Below are 18,013 nucleotides of genomic sequence, written 5' to 3' on the forward strand. Positions count from 1 at the left end.
GATGGCTATGCCGCTCCGACAGACCATCAGGGTCGGGACGTACCTTGCCGAACAGAAGCTCCGCAAGCGGGAGAAGTTCCCGCTCATCGTCGAGTTGGAGCCGCTGTTCGCGTGCAATCTGAAATGTGAGGGCTGCGGCAAGATCCAGCACCCCGCGGGCGTGCTCAAGCAGCGCATGCCGGTCGCCCAGGCGGTCGGCGCCGTGCTGGAGTCCGGCGCGCCGATGGTCTCCATCGCGGGCGGCGAGCCGCTGATGCACCCGCAGATCGACGAGATCGTGCGCCAGCTCGTCGCCAGGCGCAAGTACGTCTTCCTGTGCACCAACGCCATGCTGCTGCGCAAGAAGATGGACAAGTTCACCCCGTCGCCCTACTTCGCCTTCACCGTCCACATCGACGGCATGCGCGAGCGCCACGACGAGTCGGTGGCGAAGGAGGGCGTGTTCGACGAGGCCGTGGAGGCCATCAAGGAGGCCAAGCGGCGCGGCTTCCGGGTGACCACCAATTCCACGTTCTTCAACACGGACACCCCGCAGAACATCATCGAGGTGCTCAACTACCTCAACGACGACCTCAAGGTCGACGAGATGATGATCTCGCCCGCCTACGCTTACGAGAAGGCCCCCGACCAGGACCACTTCCTCGGTGTGACGCAGACGCGCGAGCTGTTCAAGAAGGCGTTCGGCGGCGGCAACCGGGCCCGCTGGAGGCTCAACCACTCCCCGCTCTTCCTGGACTTCCTCGAAGGCAAGGCCGACTTCCCCTGCACGGCGTGGGCCATCCCCAACTACTCCCTGTTCGGCTGGCAGCGGCCGTGCTACCTGATGAGCGACGGCTACGTGCCGACGTACAAGCAGCTCATCGAGGAGACCGACTGGAGCAAGTACGGGCGCGGCAAGGACGCGCGGTGCGACAACTGCATGGCGCACTGCGGCTACGAGCCGACCGCCGTCCTCGCCACCATGGGCTCCCTCAAGGAGACCATCCGCGCGGCGCGTGAGACGGTCGCCGGAACCCGATGACACCGGCCGCCGGGGGCACCGCACACCGTGGTGCTCCCGGCCCCGCAGGGGGCAGGACAACAGCTTCTGAGACATCGCCCGGCCGAATACCGGGTGCCTTCCGGGGCACCCGTCGCCCGTGCGACGGTGGAACGATCCGAGAGGGGGCCGAGCGTGTCGATCCTTGAGAACATCCGGGGACCACGCGATCTCAAGGCGCTGAGCGAGCACGAGCTCGACGAACTCGCCGAGGACATCAGGGAGTTCCTCATCCAGGCGGTGGCCAGAACCGGCGGCCACCTCGGACCCAACCTGGGCGTGGTCGAGCTGGCCATCGCCCTGCACCGGGTCTTCGACTCGCCCGTCGACCGCATCCTTTGGGACACCGGGCACCAGAGCTACGTGCACAAACTCCTCACCGGGCGGCAGGACTTCTCGAAACTGCGTGGCAAGGGCGGCCTCTCCGGCTACCCGTCGCGCGCCGAGTCCGAACACGACGTCATCGAGAACTCGCACGCCTCCACCGTCCTCGGCTGGGCGGACGGCCTCGCCAAGGCGGGCCGGGTACGGCGCAGCGACGCCCACGTCGTCGCCGTCATCGGCGACGGGGCGCTGACCGGCGGCATGGCCTGGGAGGCGCTCAACAACATCGCCGCGGCCAAGGACAGGCCGCTCATCATCGTCGTCAACGACAACGAGCGCAGCTACGGCCCCACCATCGGCGGCATGGCCGCGCACCTCGCCACCCTGCGCATCACCGACGGCTACGAGCGCGCCCTCGCCTGGGGCAAGGGCGTCCTGCAGGGCACACCGGTCGTCGGCAGGCCGCTGTACGAATCGCTGCACGGCGCCAAGAAGGGGTTCAAGGACGCCTTCCAGCCGCAGGGCATGTTCGAAGACCTCGGCATCAAGTACCTCGGGCCCATCGACGGGCACGACGAGCCCGCCGTCGAGGCCGCACTGCAGCGCGCCAAGCGCTTCACGGGCCCCGTCCTCGTGCACTGCCTGACCGAGAAGGGCCGCGGCTACCCGCCGGCCCTCCAGGACGAGGCGGACCACTTCCACACCGTCGGCGCGATGGACCCCCTCACCTGCGAGCCGCTCGCGCCCAGCCTGCCTTCGTGGACATCGGTGTTCGCCGAGGAGATCGTCGACATCGGCGAGGAGCGCCCCGACGTCGTCGCCATCACCGCGGCCATGCTGCACCCCGTCGGCCTCACGAAGTTCGCCGAGCGCTTCCCCGACCGCGTCTGGGACGTCGGCATCGCCGAGCAGCACGCCGCCACCTCGGCGGCCGGCCTCGCCACCGCGGGCCTGCACCCGGTCGTCGCCGTGTACGCGACGTTCCTGAACCGTGCCTTCGACCAGGTGCTGATGGACGTGGCACTGCACCGCTGCGGTGTCACGTTCGTCCTCGACCGCGCCGGTGTCACCGGCAGCGACGGCCCCTCGCACAACGGCATGTGGGACATGTCGATGCTGCAGGTCGTGCCGGGCCTCAGGCTCGCGGCCCCACGCGACGCCGACCAGCTGCGCGCACAGCTGCGCGAGGCCGTCGACGTCGACGACGCACCCACCGTGGTGCGCTTCCCGAAGGAATCGGTGGGCGAACCCGTCCCCGCCCTCGCCCGCATCGGCGGGATGGATGTCCTGCACGGTGGCGATGACACCGAGGTGCTGCTCGTGTCGGCCGGGGTGCTCGCACCCGTCTGCCTGCACACCGCGGAGCTGCTCGAAGCACGCGGCATCCGCTGCACCGTCGTGGACCCGCGCTGGGTCAAGCCGCTGGACGAGCACCTGGCGCCGCTCGCCTCGCGCCACCGGCTGGTCGCCGTCGTGGAGGACAACAGCCGCACGGGCGGTGTCGGCTGGGCCGTCGCGCAGTCGCTGCGCGACGCCGGGATCGATGTGCCGGTGCGCACCTTCGGCATCCCCGAGCAGTTCCTCGCCCACGCGAAACGCTCTGAGCTGCTCGCCGACATCGGCCTCACCCCGGTAGAGATCGCGGGACGTATCAGTGCCGCCCTGGCACGCAAGGAGAATGCGCAATGACCCACCCCACCGGCGCCGAGGGGCTCGCCGAGCTGAACGAGCCGAAGGAGCTCAGGGAGCCCAAGGGCTTCGACCTGGCGGGGCTGCTCGCCGAGCGGGGCGCGGAGCGCTACGAACTGCACGCGAAGTACGTCAATCCGCAGCTGCCCCGCATGCTGCACACCATCGGCTTCGACAAGTTCTACGAGCGCGCCGAGGGCGCCTACTTCTGGGACGCGGACGGCAACGACTACCTGGACATGCTGGCCGGCTTCGGAGTCATGGGCCTCGGCCGCCACCACACCGTGGTGCGCAAGGCACTGCACGACGTCCTCGACGCTTCCCTCGCCGACCTCACCCGCTTCGACTGCCAGCCGCTGCCGGGCCTGCTCGCCGAGAAGCTGCTGACCCACAGCCCCCACCTCGACCGCGTGTTCTTCGGCAACAGCGGCACCGAGGCGGTGGAGACCGCGCTCAAGTTCGCCCGGTACGCCACCGGCAGGAAGCGCGTCCTGTACGCGTCGCACGCCTTCCACGGCCTGACGACAGGCTCGCTCTCCGTCAACGGCGAGGACAGCTTCCGTGACGGCTTCGCACCGCTGCTGCCTGACACCGCCATCCCGCTCGGCGACCTCGACGCGCTGGAGAGGGAGCTCAAGAAGGGCGACGTCGCCGGCTTCGTCGTGGAGCCGATCCAGGGCAAGGGCGTCCACGAGACACCGCCAGGCTTCCTGCGCGCGGCCCAGGACCTGCTGCACCGGCACAAGGCCCTGCTGATCGCCGACGAGGTGCAGACCGGGATGGGCAGGACCGGCACCTTCTACGCGTACCAGCACGAGGCGGGCGTCGAGCCCGACCTCGTCTGCGTGGCCAAGGCGCTGTCCGGCGGGTACGTGCCGGTGAGCGCGACCCTCGGCAAGGACTGGATCTTCAAGAAGGTCTATTCGTCGATGGACCGTGTGCTGGTCCACTCGGCGAGCTTCGGGTCCAACGCGCAGGCCATGGCGGCAGGGCTCGCCGTCCTCTCCGTGATGGAGGACGACAAGATCGTCGAGAACGCCCGCACCACGGGCGACCTGCTCAGGCAGCGCCTGGCGGACCTGATCCCGAAGTACGAGCTGCTGCACGACGTGCGCGGCCGCGGCCTGATGATCGGCATCGAGTTCGGCAGGCCGAGCTCGCTCAAGCTGCGCAGCCGCTGGACGATGCTCCAGGCGGCACGCAAGGGCCTGTTCGCGCAGATGGTGGTCGTGCCCCTGCTGCAGAAGCACCGGATTCTCACGCAGGTCTCCGGCGACTTCCTCGAAGTGATCAAGCTGATCCCGCCGCTGACCATCGGCGAGCGCGAGGTCGACAGGTTCGTGGACGCCTTCACCGCCGTCATGGACGACGCGCACGGCGGCGGCGGGCTGATGTGGGACTTCGGCAAGACCCTGGTGAAGCAGGCGGTCGCGAACCGCTGACCTCGGGGCCCGCGCCGCCCGCCCCGGCGCGGCTCGAGAAGTGTGTTCTGCCCCTGAGGCACGTTGTCCGCCTCAGGGGCAGTGCTTTGGCCCGATGAAGGCATGAGCAATGCGCCGCAGCCGACGGCTCACCCCGGAGGCCGCCGCCCAGCGCGCTGTGCTGCCCCCCGGTGCCGCCATGTCACACGACCCGCTGGACAGCCGGAAGCCGGGACACAAAGAGGGTGTCCTGCCGAGCGGCCTTCCTCCAGGTGCTCTTCACGATCGGCTCACACGGTCAGTAGCCGCGCGCGCATGCTCTCGCGCGCGCCGGGCGTGAGGCCGAGGCCCTCGGAGAGGTAGCGGTCGGTGCCGCCCCAGTGCTCCTCGATCGCCGTGAAGGCCGTCCGCAGGTACTCGGCGTGTGCGCCGAACAGCGGGCCGAGCAGTTCGAGCACCTCGGCGGAGCGGCCGCCGTCCGCGTTCTCGTCGCGCCGCACCCGGTAGCGCCGGTGTGCCGCGTTCGACTTGAGGTAGTCCTCCTCGATCGCCTCGTGCCCCACGCCGAGCGCCAGCAGGATGACCGCCGTCGTGACACCGGCCCTGTCCTTGCCGGCGGCGCAGTGCACCAGTACCGGCACGCTGCCGTCCGCGACGGTGCGCAGCACGCGGCCCATCTCCGCGCTCCGCTCGACGACGATCCTGCGGTACGAGTCGGCCATGCGGTCGCCGGCCTTGCCGTCCGCGAGGATCGAACGCAGCTGGTCCACGTCGCCGTGGCGGACGAGTTTCCAGAACTCGGCGCCTTCCGCGGGGTCGTTGAGAGGGATGTTCACATTGCGCACGCCCGGCAGCTCGATGTCGGGACCGTCGAGCTTGCGGTCGGCCGCGTTGCGGAAGTCGAAGACGGTGTGCAGGCCGAGCGACGAGAGGAAGACCGCGTCCTGCGCGGTGGCGCCCGCCAGGTGCCCGCTGCGGAAGAGGACTCCCCGCCGCACCCGCCTGCCGTCCGCGGCCGGGAGACCCCCGACGTCGCGGAAGTTGCGCACGCCGGTCAGCTCGGGCTCCGGCTCGCCCGCGTTCCCGGCCGCGCTCCCGGGCTCGGTCGAAGGGACGTGCTGCGACTCCTGCGTCACGGGTACTCCTTCGTCGTCGGTACCGGTGGGGACGCCGGTACGGCTCCTCCTCACGCACCCTAGGCCATCGGCGCCGTGCGCGAGTTGCCCGCTATGAGACTATTGCCCCAACGTGCCCTGGGTGGGCGGATGATGGTGCGGCCGTCCGTGAGCAGGATCATAACCGTGACACACCGTGGCCGAGCGCCGTCCCGACTGTCCGCGGGCCACGGGGGAAACGCGGAGAGCCTGCGACGCAGAGTCACTGAGCGCGGTGGGCGCCGGTGGTGTCACGGGAGGACCAGTGGCACGCGGGCCTTGTCCGGTGTGCGCCGCCCGCCCTACCGTCGCGGCAGTCCGGGCGGGACGCCGAGTCCTGCCACCGCCCGGCGAACACACCTCACATCACCCACGCCAGGCAGGAGCGGGGGACCCAGGCAGTACGCCGCCACCGGCGCGCACGTGTGTCCGCACGCGACCGCACGGACGGCTCGGGGTGAAGCCGCGCCACGGCGCGGCCGGGCAACTCCAGCCCGAACCCGACAGCTCACCTCGCAGGCGCCGGAGAGGAAAGCGCCATGCCCGCACGGGGTAAGCACCGCCGTCCCAGGAACCGCTCACTGACCCGCGGCCTCACGGCCGTCGGCACGGGCGGGGCCGCCGTCGTCCTGCCACTGCTCGGAGCCGCGAGCGCCGGCGCGGCGGAACACACCGCGCCCGCGGCCAAGGCCGGGACCACCGCGGCGGCCACGTCCACCTACACCGTCGCCAAGGGCGACACACTGGCCTCGATCGCCGTACACCACCACGTCAGCGGCGGCTGGAAGGCCCTCTACCGGGCCAACAAGGACGTGGTCGGCGCCGACCCGTCGCTGATCCGCCCGGGCGAGAAGCTCCGCCTCGGCTCCGCCGCCACCCCGGCGGGGACCGCCGCCACGGGGAACTCCGCGCACCAGGCCTCCGCGACGACCGGCACCGGCTGGATGCTCCCGGCGGGCAAGGCGCCCATCGGCACCCCGTACCACGCCGCGGGCTCCATGTGGTCGAGCGGATACCACACCGGCACGGACTTCCTCGTCGACAGCGGCACACCGGTGCACGCCGTCGCCGCCGGTACCGTCGTCACGGCGGGCTGGGGCGGCTCGTACGGCAACCAGGTCGTCATCCGGCACGACGACGGCCACTACTCGCAGTACGGCCACCTGTCGTCCCTGTCCGTGTCCGCGGGCCAGAGTGTCACCGAGGGCGAGCAGATCGGCCTGTCCGGCGCCACCGGCAACGTGACGGGGCCGCACCTCCACTTCGAGATCCGCACCGGCCCCGACTACGGCTCGGACATCGACCCGATGGCGTTCCTGCAGTCCCACGGCGTGACGATCTGACGCGGCCTGCCCCGGCGCGCGGCAGCTCAGCGCGCGCCGGCCAGCAGGTCGTCGCGGCCGATCAGGGCCGAAGGCCCCTGGCCCGTGCAGGCGTAGGCGCCGGCCCGCGCGCCGAGCGCCGCGCTCTCCTCAAGGCTCCGGCCGGCGAGCCGGCCGTAGAGGAAACCGCAGACATACGCGTCGCCCGCGCCGTTGGAGTCCACCACGGGGCCCGGCGGTACCGTCGCGGCGATGGGCCGTGGCGTGCGGCTGCCCTCGCGGGTCATCAGGTACGAGCCGCCGGCGCCTGCCGTCGCCACGACCGCCTCCGCGCGGCCCTCCCGCAGGATCTCCTTCATCACCGACGCGATCCGTCCGCCCGCCCCCGTGGCGCTCAGGAACACCAGGTCGGCGCGGAGGGCGAACTCGCGCTGCGGCTCGGTCAGTCCGTCCCAGCCGTGCAGATCGGTGGAGACGGGGACGCCCGACTCCTCGATGTCGTCGAAGAGATGGCGGGCGAAGTCCACGACCGACAGGTGCACGTGGCGGGCCGCACGCAGGTGCGGACGGTAGAAGGACGGCGGCATCCGCAGGTCCGCCGGGTCGCGGCTGTCGCGGAACGACATGCGCCGCCCCGTGCGCTCCACCAGGTTCACCGCACGCCGCGTGCCCGCGGGGGAGATCAGCGCCTCGAAGTCCACGTCCCCCTCGGCGAGCCGCAGGCGCACCTGCTCGCCCGTCCAGTCGTCGCCGACGAAGTCGAGGAACTTGACGGCGAGACCGAGCGCCCGGCAGCCGAGGGCGACGTTGCCCCCGGTGTGCCCCGGCCACTCGTGTATCGCGCTCACGTCGACCGAGTCGGCCAGCGGCACGGGCAGCGAGTCGACCCGGACCACCGTGTCCACGCCGCTGCCGCCGACGACAAGGACGTCGTGCGCCGCCCGGCCGGGTCCGTCGTCGCTCCGCTGGTCCGCCACAGTCTCCCCTTCGCGTCGGTACCCGTCCCGGTATGCTGACGCGCCGCGGTGAACCCGCGGACGACGTCGTCTGAACGGCGAATCCCGACACCCTACTCACCCCCGCCCGAGGAGTTCCGGCGCGTACCGTCCGGCCCGGGAATCCCACGGGCCCCGCAGACGTTCTGCGGCTGTGGAGAACTCCGTAAGCCCAGCAAGTGCCCTGCCGGCCACCGGCTCGCCCCGCTCCCTCCGTGCGCGACTGCGCGGCTACCGCCCCGGCGCCTTCGGCGCGGATTCGACGGGGGAGCGCCTCGCTCGCATCCGCCGCTCGCCGAACTTCGCCGACGGCACGTTCAAGAACCCGGACGGAACGGCGCGCACCAGGCCCTCGGGGTCACCGCTCGAGTACGCGAGGGCCTACTTCGAGAAGGAGGCGCGGGCCAGGCGCGCGCCGAACGGCACCGTGCCCGTCCACGCCACGACGCTCGCCGACATCGCGAAACCGCCGGCCGGCGGGCTCCGGCTGACCTGGATGGGGCACTCCAGCGTGCTTGCCGAGATCGACGGCGCGCGGGTCCTGTTCGACCCGGTGTGGGGCGAGCGGTGTTCGCCGTTCGCGTTCGCGGGCCCGAAGCGGCTCCACCCGGTGCCGGTGCCGCTCGCCTCGCTCGGGCCCGTGGACGTGGTGGTGATCTCGCACGACCACTACGACCACCTGGACATGGGCACCATCAAGGCGCTCGCGGCCACGGACACCGTCTTCGCCGTGCCCCTCGGGGTGGGCGCCCACCTGGAGCACTGGGGTGTCGCACCGTCCAGGCTGCGCGAGCTCGACTGGCACGAGTCCACCGAGGTAGCGGGCGTACGGCTGACGGCCACACCCGCCCGCCATTTCTGCGGCAGGGGGATCCGCAACAAGCAGCACACCCTGTGGGCGTCGTGGGCCGTCGCGGGCCCCGAGCACCGGATCTACCACAGCGGCGACACCGGCTACTTCACCGGCTTCGGCGACATCGGCGCGGCACACGGACCGTTCGACGCCACGATGATCCAGCTTGGCGCGTACTCGGAGTACTGGCCCGACATCCACATGACGCCCGCCGAGGCACTGCGCGCCCACCTCGACCTGCAGGGCGGCGTGCCGCGTGGCGTGCTGATGCCGATCCACTGGGGGACGTTCAACCTCGCGCCGCACGCATGGGCGGAGCCGGGGGAGTGGACGAAGGACGCGGCCGTGGACGCCGGCCAGGCGGTGGCCAGGTCGGGGACAAGATGGGGGAGATGGTGCGGATGCTGGAGCGTCCCCCTGCTGACGAACGGCAGCGTGAAGCGACGGCTCAGCGCTTCATTCCCTTGCCGTCCCTGGAGGGCTCGTCTCGGCTGGTCGTCCGAACGCGTATCGTGTGGCGCTGAGCTTGCAGGAGAGGGCAGGCCGGTCAGCGCCCGGCCGATGTCGGTGGCAGCGTCTGGAACGCTCCTGAAGATCTTGTCCGAGGGGTCGTCCGGTCGAGGGCCGGGTGGCCCCTCGTGTCATGCGGTGGTCGTGGCGATCGTCCAGGTGCCGCCTGCGCGGGTGAGTCCGAGGTTGATGGGGCGGCGGAGGTTGAGGGCGGCGGCGCGGTTGTCGAGCCAGGTGTCGTTCTTGATGACGCCTCGGTAGGGGACGCGGCGGTTGCCCTTGGCGACGAGCCAGGCGATGGCGCGTTCGACCGGTGGTCGCCAGCGGCGGTACTCGGCCTGCCATTCGGGGTCGGCGGCGGCCTGGTCGCGGGTGGCTTTGAGCAGGTCGTACTGGGCGTGGACGCTGAAGACGCGGCCGGTCTTGGAGCGGGTGCAGCGGTCCTTGAGCGGGCAGGTGGCGCACAGCTTCTTGAACTGGGCCTGGCGGGAGCCGTTCGCCGAGGGCCGGCCGAGCGCGACGGTGTGTCCGGCGGGGCAGGTCGCCTGGCCCTGCTCGGTGTCGATGGTGAAGTCGTCGGCGGTGAACCCGCTGGGGATCGCCGGGTTGAGCGGCGGCGGCTTCAGGACCAGGCTGTGCCCCTGCCCCTGGAGATGTTCGCGTAAGTCCGGTGCCGTAGGCGGCGTCGCCCAGGGCGGTGACCGGCGCGTCCTCCTCGGCGAGGAGATCCTTGGCGACGGCGGCCTCGTGGTTGTCCGCGCCGCTGCCCGTGGTCAGGGTGACGTCGGTGAACACCCCGGCCTCGGGTTCGAAGGCCACGTGGGCGCGGAAGCCCTCCTGGTGACGGGTCCGGTTCTTGTGGATGTGCCGCGTCTCGGGGTCGACGGTGGACACCGTGCGGTCGCGGACCGTGCCCTGGGCGATGCGCCAGCGTCCGTCGCGGCCGTCGGAGTCGTCAGCGGGTTCCACGTCCTGGCCCGCGACCAGGGCCAGCAGCCCGAGCGCGTTCGCCGCGGCCTCGCCCGCCTGCTGCTCGGGCAGCCGGCCCAGCAGGGGGAGCGCGTCGGTGACCAGGGCGTCGACCAGGTCGGCGCGGGCGGCCTCGTCGTTCCAGGCGATCTTCGGCTTGCCGGGGTCGGTGTAGTCGTGGGCGGTGCACCAGGTCGCGGCGGTCTGCTCGGCGTGGGGGACCTCGCGGATGACCCGGCGGATCGCGGCGACCAGTTGGGTGACGGTGTCCTGGGTGGAGACCGCGTCGTCCAGCACGGTGGAGTCCAGCGCCCGCCGCTGCCGGCCCTTGAGGACACCGGTCGCCGCCACGACCTCCCTGACCTTGTGGAACAGCCGGTTCGGGTCGCCGGAACGCTGCAGGCGGCGGAAGTAGGTCAGCAGCGAGGGGTCGAACGCGGTGTCGTGCAGCCCGAGCCCGCACGCCGCCTTCCACCGCAGGTCGCACCGCAGTTCCTGCACCGTCTCGAAGTCCGACAAGCCGTGCAGGCTCTGCACACCACCGTCGCGGCCAGGACCTGCGGCGGCATCGAGGGCCGCCCGTTGGTCGAGGGATACATGTCCGCGAACATCGACTTCGGGAACAGCATCTCGCGGTGCTCGGCCAGGAACGCGAACACGCCCCCGGCCGGGATCAGTTCCCGGCAGGTCTCCCACACGTCCTCGCCGACGCTCTCCCCGCCCCATTCCCCCTGCATGACACAAGACTGGCCCCACTCCACCCGGAGCAGGGTCAGAACCCATAATTTTCAGGAGCGTTCTAGAAGTCCCGCTCCGACTCGAACCAGGACAGGGCGAGGTCCACCGCGATGTCCACCGGTGCGCTCGCGGCGAGTTGTACGACCGCCTCAGCGGCATCCTCGCGTTCTGTCGTCTCGACAGCCGGCAGCACGTTGACCGCTCGGACGAAGGCGCGGATTGCCGCCTCGGCGCCACGGAGGGAAGGCGAGGCGACCATGCCGGCTTCGGCGGCACGGTATTCCTTAACAGCGACGCGTGCAGCCTTCGCCGGCCACCCAGAGAACGGAAGGCCGTATTCCGTGGCGAACCACTCCGGCGATCGCAGCTGCTTCGCGGAGGCGAACTCCCACTGCCGCCCCGCCGTCCGGGTGAGGCTACGGATCTCGGTGCGCAGCCGCTTGCCGGTGGCTTCGTCGATGTTCCAGCCGATGAAGGTGGTGAGGTCCGGCCAGGTGTCCAGGGGTGGCAGGGTGGACAGATCGGGGCAGTACCGCAGTTCCAGTCCCACCAGATCGTTGAAGCGTGCCAGCGCCTCCAAGCCGGTGAGTCGGCCCCGCAGTGAAACATGCCGTGTTCGGGGAAATTGCAGCAGGCTGGTGCAGTCGAATGCCTGCCGCAACGGGTCGACAGTGACACTGACCGAGGTGGCGGCGGCCAGGGCGGGGAAGTTCGGCAAGCTGAGCGGATCGGCTCGCCGTGATGGCTTGGTCGTGGGGCGGAATACCAGCCGTGGGCAGAGCGCGTCTGCGGCCGGCTTCGATTTGAGCTGTGAGAGGTCGCCGACTGCCACGAAGCTGGAGCAGTCGTTCGGCAGGACGATGTCCAGGCCGACCGCGTGCAGGTGGACGCTCAGTTCCCTGATCCGGGCCTGGCTGGCGTCCACTTCTGCGGCGGCCTGCGGTATCCATGTCACGCCCTCGACGGGGCGTTTCATCGACCAGGCGAAGAAGCCGATGTCGTTCCCCCGGTAGGTCAGGTAGCGCGGCCAGAAGGTGTTCCCGTCGAACGCGGACCAGTTGATCGTGTCGTCGGCCCCGACGACGAGGTCGGGTCGCGGGCCGCCGGCGTCGGCCGGTCCGATCGTCAGGCTGCCGACGCCCGGTTCTCGGACGATCGTGTGGCTCGCGGGTCCGGTGAGCGACAGGGGGACGGATTCGGCGCTCCTCATCGCGCCATGATGGCAGAAGCTCTCAGGGGGAGGTGCGCAGGCACTGGTACGCACCAACAGGCTGGCTCCGCACCGAGTGGCACAGGGCCAGCACCGCTGATTTTCAGTGATCTTCTAGGGCGTGTATCGAAATTGCTGGTCGTCGGCGTGGCACCGCCTAAAATGACATGCAGCCTTCCCCCGGTCGTGCTGGGATCAACCCCTATGAATGATCATTTTCTCGATGAAGCCGACTTGACGGACAGGATGGAGCGGAATCTGGCGGAACACGCCTGCCATCTGCACCGGAGCATGTCCGGTGCGACCGTCACGGAGACTGATGACCTCCTGGTCGCGGACAGCGGCTTGAACGACGACACGTTCAACATCGTCGCCGCGGCCCGCTTCACCGCCGGCGACGCCGCGGCCCGCATCTCCGAGATCGTCAAATCGCTGGCCGGTACCGGCCGCGGTTTCTCCTGGTGGGTGGGACCTGCCTCGACACCGACAGACCTCACCACCCGCCTGACCGCGGTCGGTCTGCCGGTGTCCGAGAGTGAGACGGCGATGTGGGCCGAGCTGGACGTCACCCTGCCGGTTCCTTCTGTCCCGGGTCTGGACATCCGAACGGTGAACACGCCCGAGCAGCTCGCCGACTACGCCACGGTCCTCGCCGCGAACTGGAACCCACCCGCCGAAACGGTCCGTGATTTCTTCGCCAGGGCTGCTTCCCAGGCGCTGGCCGCGACCTGCCCGGCCCGGTACCTGGTGGGCTACGTGGAGAACCGTCCGGTCTGCTCTGCCGAGGTGTTCCACCACGCGGGAGTCGCCGGCGTCTACAACATCTCCACCCTGGCCGCCCAGCGCCGGCGTGGATACGGCGGAGCCATCACGCTCGCGGCCCTTCACGCTGCCCGCGATCGAGACCACCACATCGCGGTCCTGCAGGCATCGGCCGACGGCGAGCCTGTGTACCGCCGCCTGGGGTTCCGCGCCTGCGGCCAGTTCGTCGAACACGCCATCAACACCTGAACCTCCACAACTCCACGGACATCCGTCCGTCGCCCCTGATTGCGCCGTTCACAGCCACTCGTTGATGGCCGCTACGAGGACAGTGGCCTCGTAGCGGCCCGCAAGCTCGTCGTATCTCGTGGCCACGGACCGGTTCCTTTTGAGGCGGTTGATGCCGCACTCGACGGCATGCCGAGCCTTGTAGTCCTCGGCGTTGAACCCGGGCGGCCGGCCACCGAGAGAACCGAGCTTCTTGCGGATGCGTGCCTGGTCGGCCTTGTCCGGAATGGTGCAGCGGATGCCGCGGCGGCGCAGGTAGCCTCGGTTCTTGCGGGAGGCGTACGCCTCGTCCGCACGGACCCGGTTGGGGCGGACACGCCCCGACCCGGCCCGAGGCCGGGCACACGTATCCTCTCCAGCACGGGCTCGAACTGCGGCGAATCGCCGCGCTGCCCTGCTGTGATCACGATCGCCATGGGCTTCTGGCCCTGCTCGACGGCCAAGTGGAGCTTGGTGGTGAACCCGCCGCGCGACCGACCCAGTCCGTGATCTCCGGGCTCTTCATGGACACCGCCCGGTGGTTCCTTCTGCAGGTCACCCTGCCTTCGGGCTCCGGCCGCATACTGGTGGGCGCGGCAGACCGTGGAGTCGACGTTCAGGTCCCACACGATCGCCCCCTTCGCGTCGGCCAGGGACTGGAGGCAGGTAAGAATGCGGTGCCAAGTGCCGTTTCACTGCCATCGGCGGAACAGGTCGTAGACCCGGTTCCACGGTCCGTACTCGACGGGCACGTCCCGCAACGGAACACCGGTCCGGACCCGGAACCGTATGCCGTCGATCAGCTGCCGCCGGGGCCAGACCGGTGGCCGCCCCGCCTTCGTCCCTTTCGGCAGCAACGGCTCCAGCATTGCCGACTGTTCGTCTGAGAGATCTCCCCGACCCATGAGTCGTGATCATTCACAGCCCAAGATCCATTTTCGATACACGGCCTAGGACGCCCACGACCACTCCGGCCCACAGTCCCAGTACGGAACACCCCCGCGCCTGCGAGGGTGTTCCGTTGGGTGCAACATGACGCCTTGGCGTTTGCACGGCTCATGGCCAGGCGGGCCAGAAGGTCGAGGAAGGGCCGGACACAGGGCGGCTGCCGTATCAACCCGAGCGGCTGGAGCGGTGCGAAGGACTGTCGTAGGAGCCGAAGCCGGTAGAGCGGACGCACCAGTCATGTGGGCGGCAGGTCCGAAGCGAAGTGAGTCGGATCGACAGTTCGCCCGTGGCAGACAGGAAAGCCCCCGGAACGGCTGGCCCACGCGGTCGAGGACATGTCAACGTAGGGGGACCTGAAAAACCGCAGGTCAGAGATGTGATTTTCTGTGACCGTGGCTCCCGCCCGTCTTGGTTTCTCCACCACCATCGAGGTCCTGCGGCTGCGCCGATCCACTGGGGGACGTTCAACCTCGCGCCGCACGCATGGGCGGAGCCGGGGGAGTGGACGAAGGACGCGGCCGTGGACGCCGGCCAGGCGGTGGCGCCCCGCCGGGTGCACGAGGCGCGGAGCGGCGCCGCTGCGAGCGGCCCCGGCCTTCTTGGCGGCTCCTCCGCCGTGCTGTACCTTCGGGCCGTCAGGTCTATGACAACGTTGCCATTTCCGCTCCATGGCGGCCGACGGGCTCGCCACGCACTCATGCACCCGGGAGAGATACGAGTTACGAGTTCGGAGGGAGTGTCCATGCGCAGATATGCCATGCTGCCAGTCCTGTTCCTGCTGGCAGCTTTTTTCCCGTTGTCCGCCGCGGCCAGTGCCGCGGCCGCGGAGCCCGAAACGACACCGGCACACGCAACCGTGACCGCACCACCGGCCGCGGAGCACACGGCCGTCAAAAAGCCCACGCGGAGCGGGGACTGGGTCGGTACGTGGGCGGCCGCGGCCGACAGCGGTACGAGTGGCACCGGTTCCGCCGGATACACGATCCGCAACCTCGTCCGCACGAGCATCGCCGGACAGAGCGTGCGGGTGAAGCTGTCCAATGCCTTCGGCAGCAAGCCCGTGCGGTTCGCGCACACCACGGTGGCACTGCAGCAACTGCCCGGTAGCGCGGCGATCGCGCCCGGCACCCTGCGGAACGTGACCTTCGGCGGAAACCGGTCCGTGACGATCCCGGCGGGCGAGGAGCGTTACAGCGACCCCGTACCCCTGCCGCTCGCGGCGGCCGCCAACCTCTTCGTCACCACGTTCACGCCGGACCCGTCCGACCCGATGACCTTCCACTCCTTCGCGAACACGACGTCCTGGTACTCGGCCGACGGGACGGACCACGCCGCCGACACCTCCGCGGCCGGCCTGCCGTCGACCACGCAGTCCTGGTTCTACGTCACCGAGGTCGATGTCGCGCCCATCCGCGCCAGGGCCGGTGCGGTGGTCACCCTCGGCGACTCCATCACGGACGGGGTCCACTCCACGGCGGACGCCAATGTGAGCTGGCCGGACCGGCTGGCGGCACGGCTGAACGCGAGCCATGGCCCGGCCGCCGGGTTCGGCGTGCTCAACGCGGGCATCAGCGGCAACCGGGTGCTGCTCGACGGTGCCGGCGTACGCGCGACGGCCCGGGTGGACCGTGACGTCGTGCGGAAGGCGGGGGCCCAGACGCTGATCGTGCTGGAGGGCATCAACGACATCCAGCAGACGCCGCACCAACTCGACCCGGCCAGGATCATCGCGGGTCTGCGGGGGATCGCCGACCAGGCGCACGCCGCCGGCCTGCGGGTACTGGGCGGCACCATCACGCCCTTCGAAGGCTGGAGTACGTACGACGCGGACGAAGAGGCCGCCCGCCAGGGGGTCAACGACTGGATCCGGTCAAGTGGTGTCTTCGACGCGGTGGTCGACTTCGACGCGGCCGTGCGCGACCCCGCCGACCCGCACCGCATGCTGCCGGCGTACGACAGCGGCGACCACCTGCACCCCGGCGACGCGGGTTACCGGGCCATGGCCGACTCCATCGACCTGAAGGCACTCGGCCGGCCGGCGCGGGTGCGGCCGGCGCCGCACGGCCGAGCGGAACGTTCGCTGTCGTTGGCCGCAGCGCCCAGCAGCACCGTGACGATCGCCGGCAGTCCGGCCACGGTGTCCTTCACCTCGCGGGTGACCGTCCAGGGCCCGGGCACGGTCCGCGGGAGCGTCGCCGTCACCCTCGACGGGGCGAGCCGGCACAGCTCGTTCGCCGTACCCAGCAAGGGGCGCTACGCACAGGTCGACCTCGCACAGGACCTCAAGGTGCCCTCGACGACGAAGCCCGGTACACACCACGTCGCCTTCACCGTCCGCACCAGTGACGGCCGCCGGGCCTTCGCGCAGGCGACCCTCGACGTCGAGCACGTGGGGTGCGCGCAGACCGACGACGCCTGCACGGTCGACCTCACCTCCGCCTACGACCACGACTCGATCGCGACCGCCGCGCATCCCGGTGACGGCAACTTCGACGGACTCGGCTGGAGTTACGCCGCCGAGACGCTGCCCGCGGAAGGCGCCGACGTGCTGGCCGGATCGCCGTTCGCCTTCCCGTCGGGCGCCGACGGCGTGGACAACACGGTCACGGCGAAGGGCCAGACGCTCCCCTTGCCCGCCCTTCGTGCGAGCGACCTGCGGTTGCTGGCCGCCGCGAGCGGGGGAGCGGTGACCACGAGCGCCACCGTCACGTACACGGACGGGTCGACCGCGTCGCTTCCCCTGAACGTCAGTGACTGGGCCTCCGGGCCCCAAGCGGGCGAGGAGGTCGCCGTCGCGGCACCGTACCGCTACAAGGCCGGCGCCGGGCGCGACGGCCCCGCCGTCGACATCTACGCTCGTACGCTTCCGCTTGACCCGAGCCGTACGCTGCGGTCGATCACTCTGCCCGACCAGGCGCGGCTCCAGTTGTTCGCCGTGACGGTCCACCAGGCCGGGTAGTCTTCCGCTGCTGCTCTCGGTGGACCGGCCGCACGAGGGGCCCTGGCCGCTTCGGCCACGGCCCCTCGGCGGTGGGCGGCGACATCGGCGACTCTCTGTCCGAGGGCCGAAGCGTGGCCGTCGAGCGCGACGCCGGACCCGGCGCGCCACGTGCCTGCGATGGATGACTCGCCTTCACGGCCTGACGCGTCGCTCGGCGGCGTCGAACGCGGGCGCGAGCGGGGCCAGTGTGTCGCGGAGCTGGTCGGGCAGGGAGCCGGAAGGCACGACCAGTCCTGCGGCGGGTCCCTCGGCGGCCTCCGCGCTCACGGGGGGCTTGAGCCAGCCTTCCAGCGCGATGCGAACGGCCGCGGCCACACTTGCCGCGAGCACGCGAGCCGCGTGCGCTCCGGTGTCTTGCAGGCGCTCGGCGATCACCGCTGTGAGAGGGGGCTCGATGGCTGCGGTGGCACCGAGGAACGCGTCGCGCAGCGCTGTCCGGGTGGTGATCAGCAGCAATACCTCGTGTTCGTGGTCGCCGGTGTGCGTGTACTGCTCGACCACCGCCTCCGTGACGGCGTCGGCCAGGCGCACCCCCGCGGGCCGCGCGGCGACGGCCGCCGCGACGCGCGCCTCCCGGTCCGCGGTCACTGCGGAGACGATCGCCTGCTCCCGGCTGGCGAAGTAGTTGTTGTAGGTGCGCGGCGAGACCCCGGCCGCATCGGCGATGTCCTCGACCCGCACCCGGTCGGGTCCGCGCTCGACGGCCAGGCGCAGAGCGGCTTCGCGCAGCGCCTCGCGTGTGGCCTGCTTCTTCCGCTCCCGCAACCCTGAGGGTGGTGTCGTCACGGCCCCAGCCTCCCACGCGGACTGC

At 70.6% G+C, this 18,013-nt stretch carries 10 protein-coding genes, 3 pseudogenes and 1 riboswitch; of the genes and pseudogenes, 7 read left to right on the forward strand and 6 right to left on the reverse strand.

Going from position 1 to position 18,013, the window contains the following annotated elements; all coding sequences use genetic code 11:
• Window position 1 precedes the first annotated feature (1 nt).
• The 3 genes from hpnH to IH48_RS0130995 all read left to right on the forward strand — a co-directional run bounded on the left by hpnH (window position 2) and on the right by IH48_RS0130995 (window position 4,494).
• The gene (gene hpnH, locus IH48_RS0130985; RefSeq protein WP_030912195.1) at window positions 2-1,021 is read left to right on the forward strand and encodes an adenosyl-hopene transferase HpnH; all 1,020 of its coding nucleotides are present in this window, start codon (window positions 2-4) and stop codon (window positions 1,019-1,021) included.
• Window positions 1,022-1,174: 153 nt separating this feature from the next.
• Complete coding sequence (gene dxs, locus IH48_RS0130990; RefSeq protein ID WP_030912198.1) at window positions 1,175-3,052, forward strand: 1-deoxy-D-xylulose-5-phosphate synthase; 1,878 nt, start codon at window positions 1,175-1,177, stop codon at window positions 3,050-3,052.
• Window positions 3,049-4,494: an aspartate aminotransferase family protein gene (locus IH48_RS0130995; RefSeq protein WP_051840912.1), complete on the forward strand. Its 1,446-nt coding sequence runs from the start codon at window positions 3,049-3,051 to the stop codon at window positions 4,492-4,494. The genes dxs and IH48_RS0130995 overlap by 4 nt, the downstream gene beginning before the upstream one ends.
• Before the next feature lie 269 nt (window positions 4,495-4,763).
• Here the strand turns inward: IH48_RS0130995 and IH48_RS0131000 are convergent, their stop codons facing one another.
• On the reverse strand, window positions 4,764-5,531 hold the full coding sequence (locus tag IH48_RS0131000; RefSeq protein ID WP_030912204.1) for a tyrosine-protein phosphatase: 768 nt from the start codon (window positions 5,529-5,531) through the stop codon (window positions 4,764-4,766).
• 453 nt (window positions 5,532-5,984) lie between these two features.
• Window positions 5,985-6,162, forward strand: a riboswitch (cyclic di-AMP (ydaO/yuaA leader).
• 4 nt (window positions 6,163-6,166) lie between these two features.
• Here IH48_RS0131000 and IH48_RS0131005 point away from each other — a divergent pair.
• Complete coding sequence (locus tag IH48_RS0131005; protein WP_030912207.1) at window positions 6,167-6,970, forward strand: M23 family metallopeptidase; 804 nt, start codon at window positions 6,167-6,169, stop codon at window positions 6,968-6,970.
• A 26-nt stretch (window positions 6,971-6,996) separates the two neighbouring features.
• Here the strand turns inward: IH48_RS0131005 and IH48_RS0131010 are convergent, their stop codons facing one another.
• The gene (locus tag IH48_RS0131010; protein ID WP_030912211.1) at window positions 6,997-7,926 is read right to left on the reverse strand and encodes a carbohydrate kinase family protein; all 930 of its coding nucleotides are present in this window, start codon (window positions 7,924-7,926) and stop codon (window positions 6,997-6,999) included.
• 202 nt (window positions 7,927-8,128) lie between these two features.
• Here IH48_RS0131010 and IH48_RS0131015 point away from each other — a divergent pair.
• Window positions 8,129-9,166: pseudogene (locus IH48_RS0131015) on the forward strand (MBL fold metallo-hydrolase); the annotation flags it as partial.
• Window positions 9,167-9,438: 272 nt separating this feature from the next.
• Here the strand turns inward: IH48_RS0131015 and IH48_RS33775 are convergent.
• Window positions 9,439-11,013: pseudogene (locus IH48_RS33775) on the reverse strand (IS1182 family transposase).
• A 62-nt stretch (window positions 11,014-11,075) separates the two neighbouring features.
• Window positions 11,076-12,224 (reverse strand): hypothetical protein, encoded by a 1,149-nt coding sequence (locus IH48_RS0131025; protein ID WP_051840914.1) that lies wholly within the window; start codon window positions 12,222-12,224, stop codon window positions 11,076-11,078.
• A 246-nt stretch (window positions 12,225-12,470) separates the two neighbouring features.
• On the opposite strand from IH48_RS0131025, the gene IH48_RS0131030 reads away from it, so the two are divergent.
• Entirely contained in the window at window positions 12,471-13,235 is a 765-nt protein-coding gene (locus IH48_RS0131030; protein ID WP_030912220.1) for a GNAT family N-acetyltransferase, read from the forward strand.
• A gap of 48 nt (window positions 13,236-13,283) precedes the next feature.
• Here the strand turns inward: IH48_RS0131030 and IH48_RS35420 are convergent.
• Window positions 13,284-14,158 (reverse strand): annotated as a pseudogene (locus IH48_RS35420) (IS5 family transposase).
• 785 nt (window positions 14,159-14,943) lie between these two features.
• On the opposite strand from IH48_RS35420, the gene IH48_RS35425 reads away from it, so the two are divergent.
• Window positions 14,944-17,160 carry an SGNH/GDSL hydrolase family protein gene (locus IH48_RS35425; RefSeq protein ID WP_078850168.1) on the forward strand — a complete coding sequence of 739 codons (2,217 nt, stop codon included), beginning with the start codon at window positions 14,944-14,946 and terminating at the stop codon, window positions 17,158-17,160.
• Window positions 17,161-17,334: 174 nt separating this feature from the next.
• Here the strand turns inward: IH48_RS35425 and IH48_RS0131045 are convergent, their stop codons facing one another.
• Window positions 17,335-17,988, reverse strand: a complete 654-nt coding sequence (locus tag IH48_RS0131045; protein ID WP_030912227.1) for a TetR/AcrR family transcriptional regulator — start codon at window positions 17,986-17,988, stop codon at window positions 17,335-17,337.
• Window positions 17,989-18,013 lie beyond the last annotated feature (25 nt).

The organism is Streptomyces sp. NRRL F-5126, assembly GCF_000721265.1.
GTDB lineage: Bacteria > Actinomycetota > Actinomycetes > Streptomycetales > Streptomycetaceae > Streptomyces.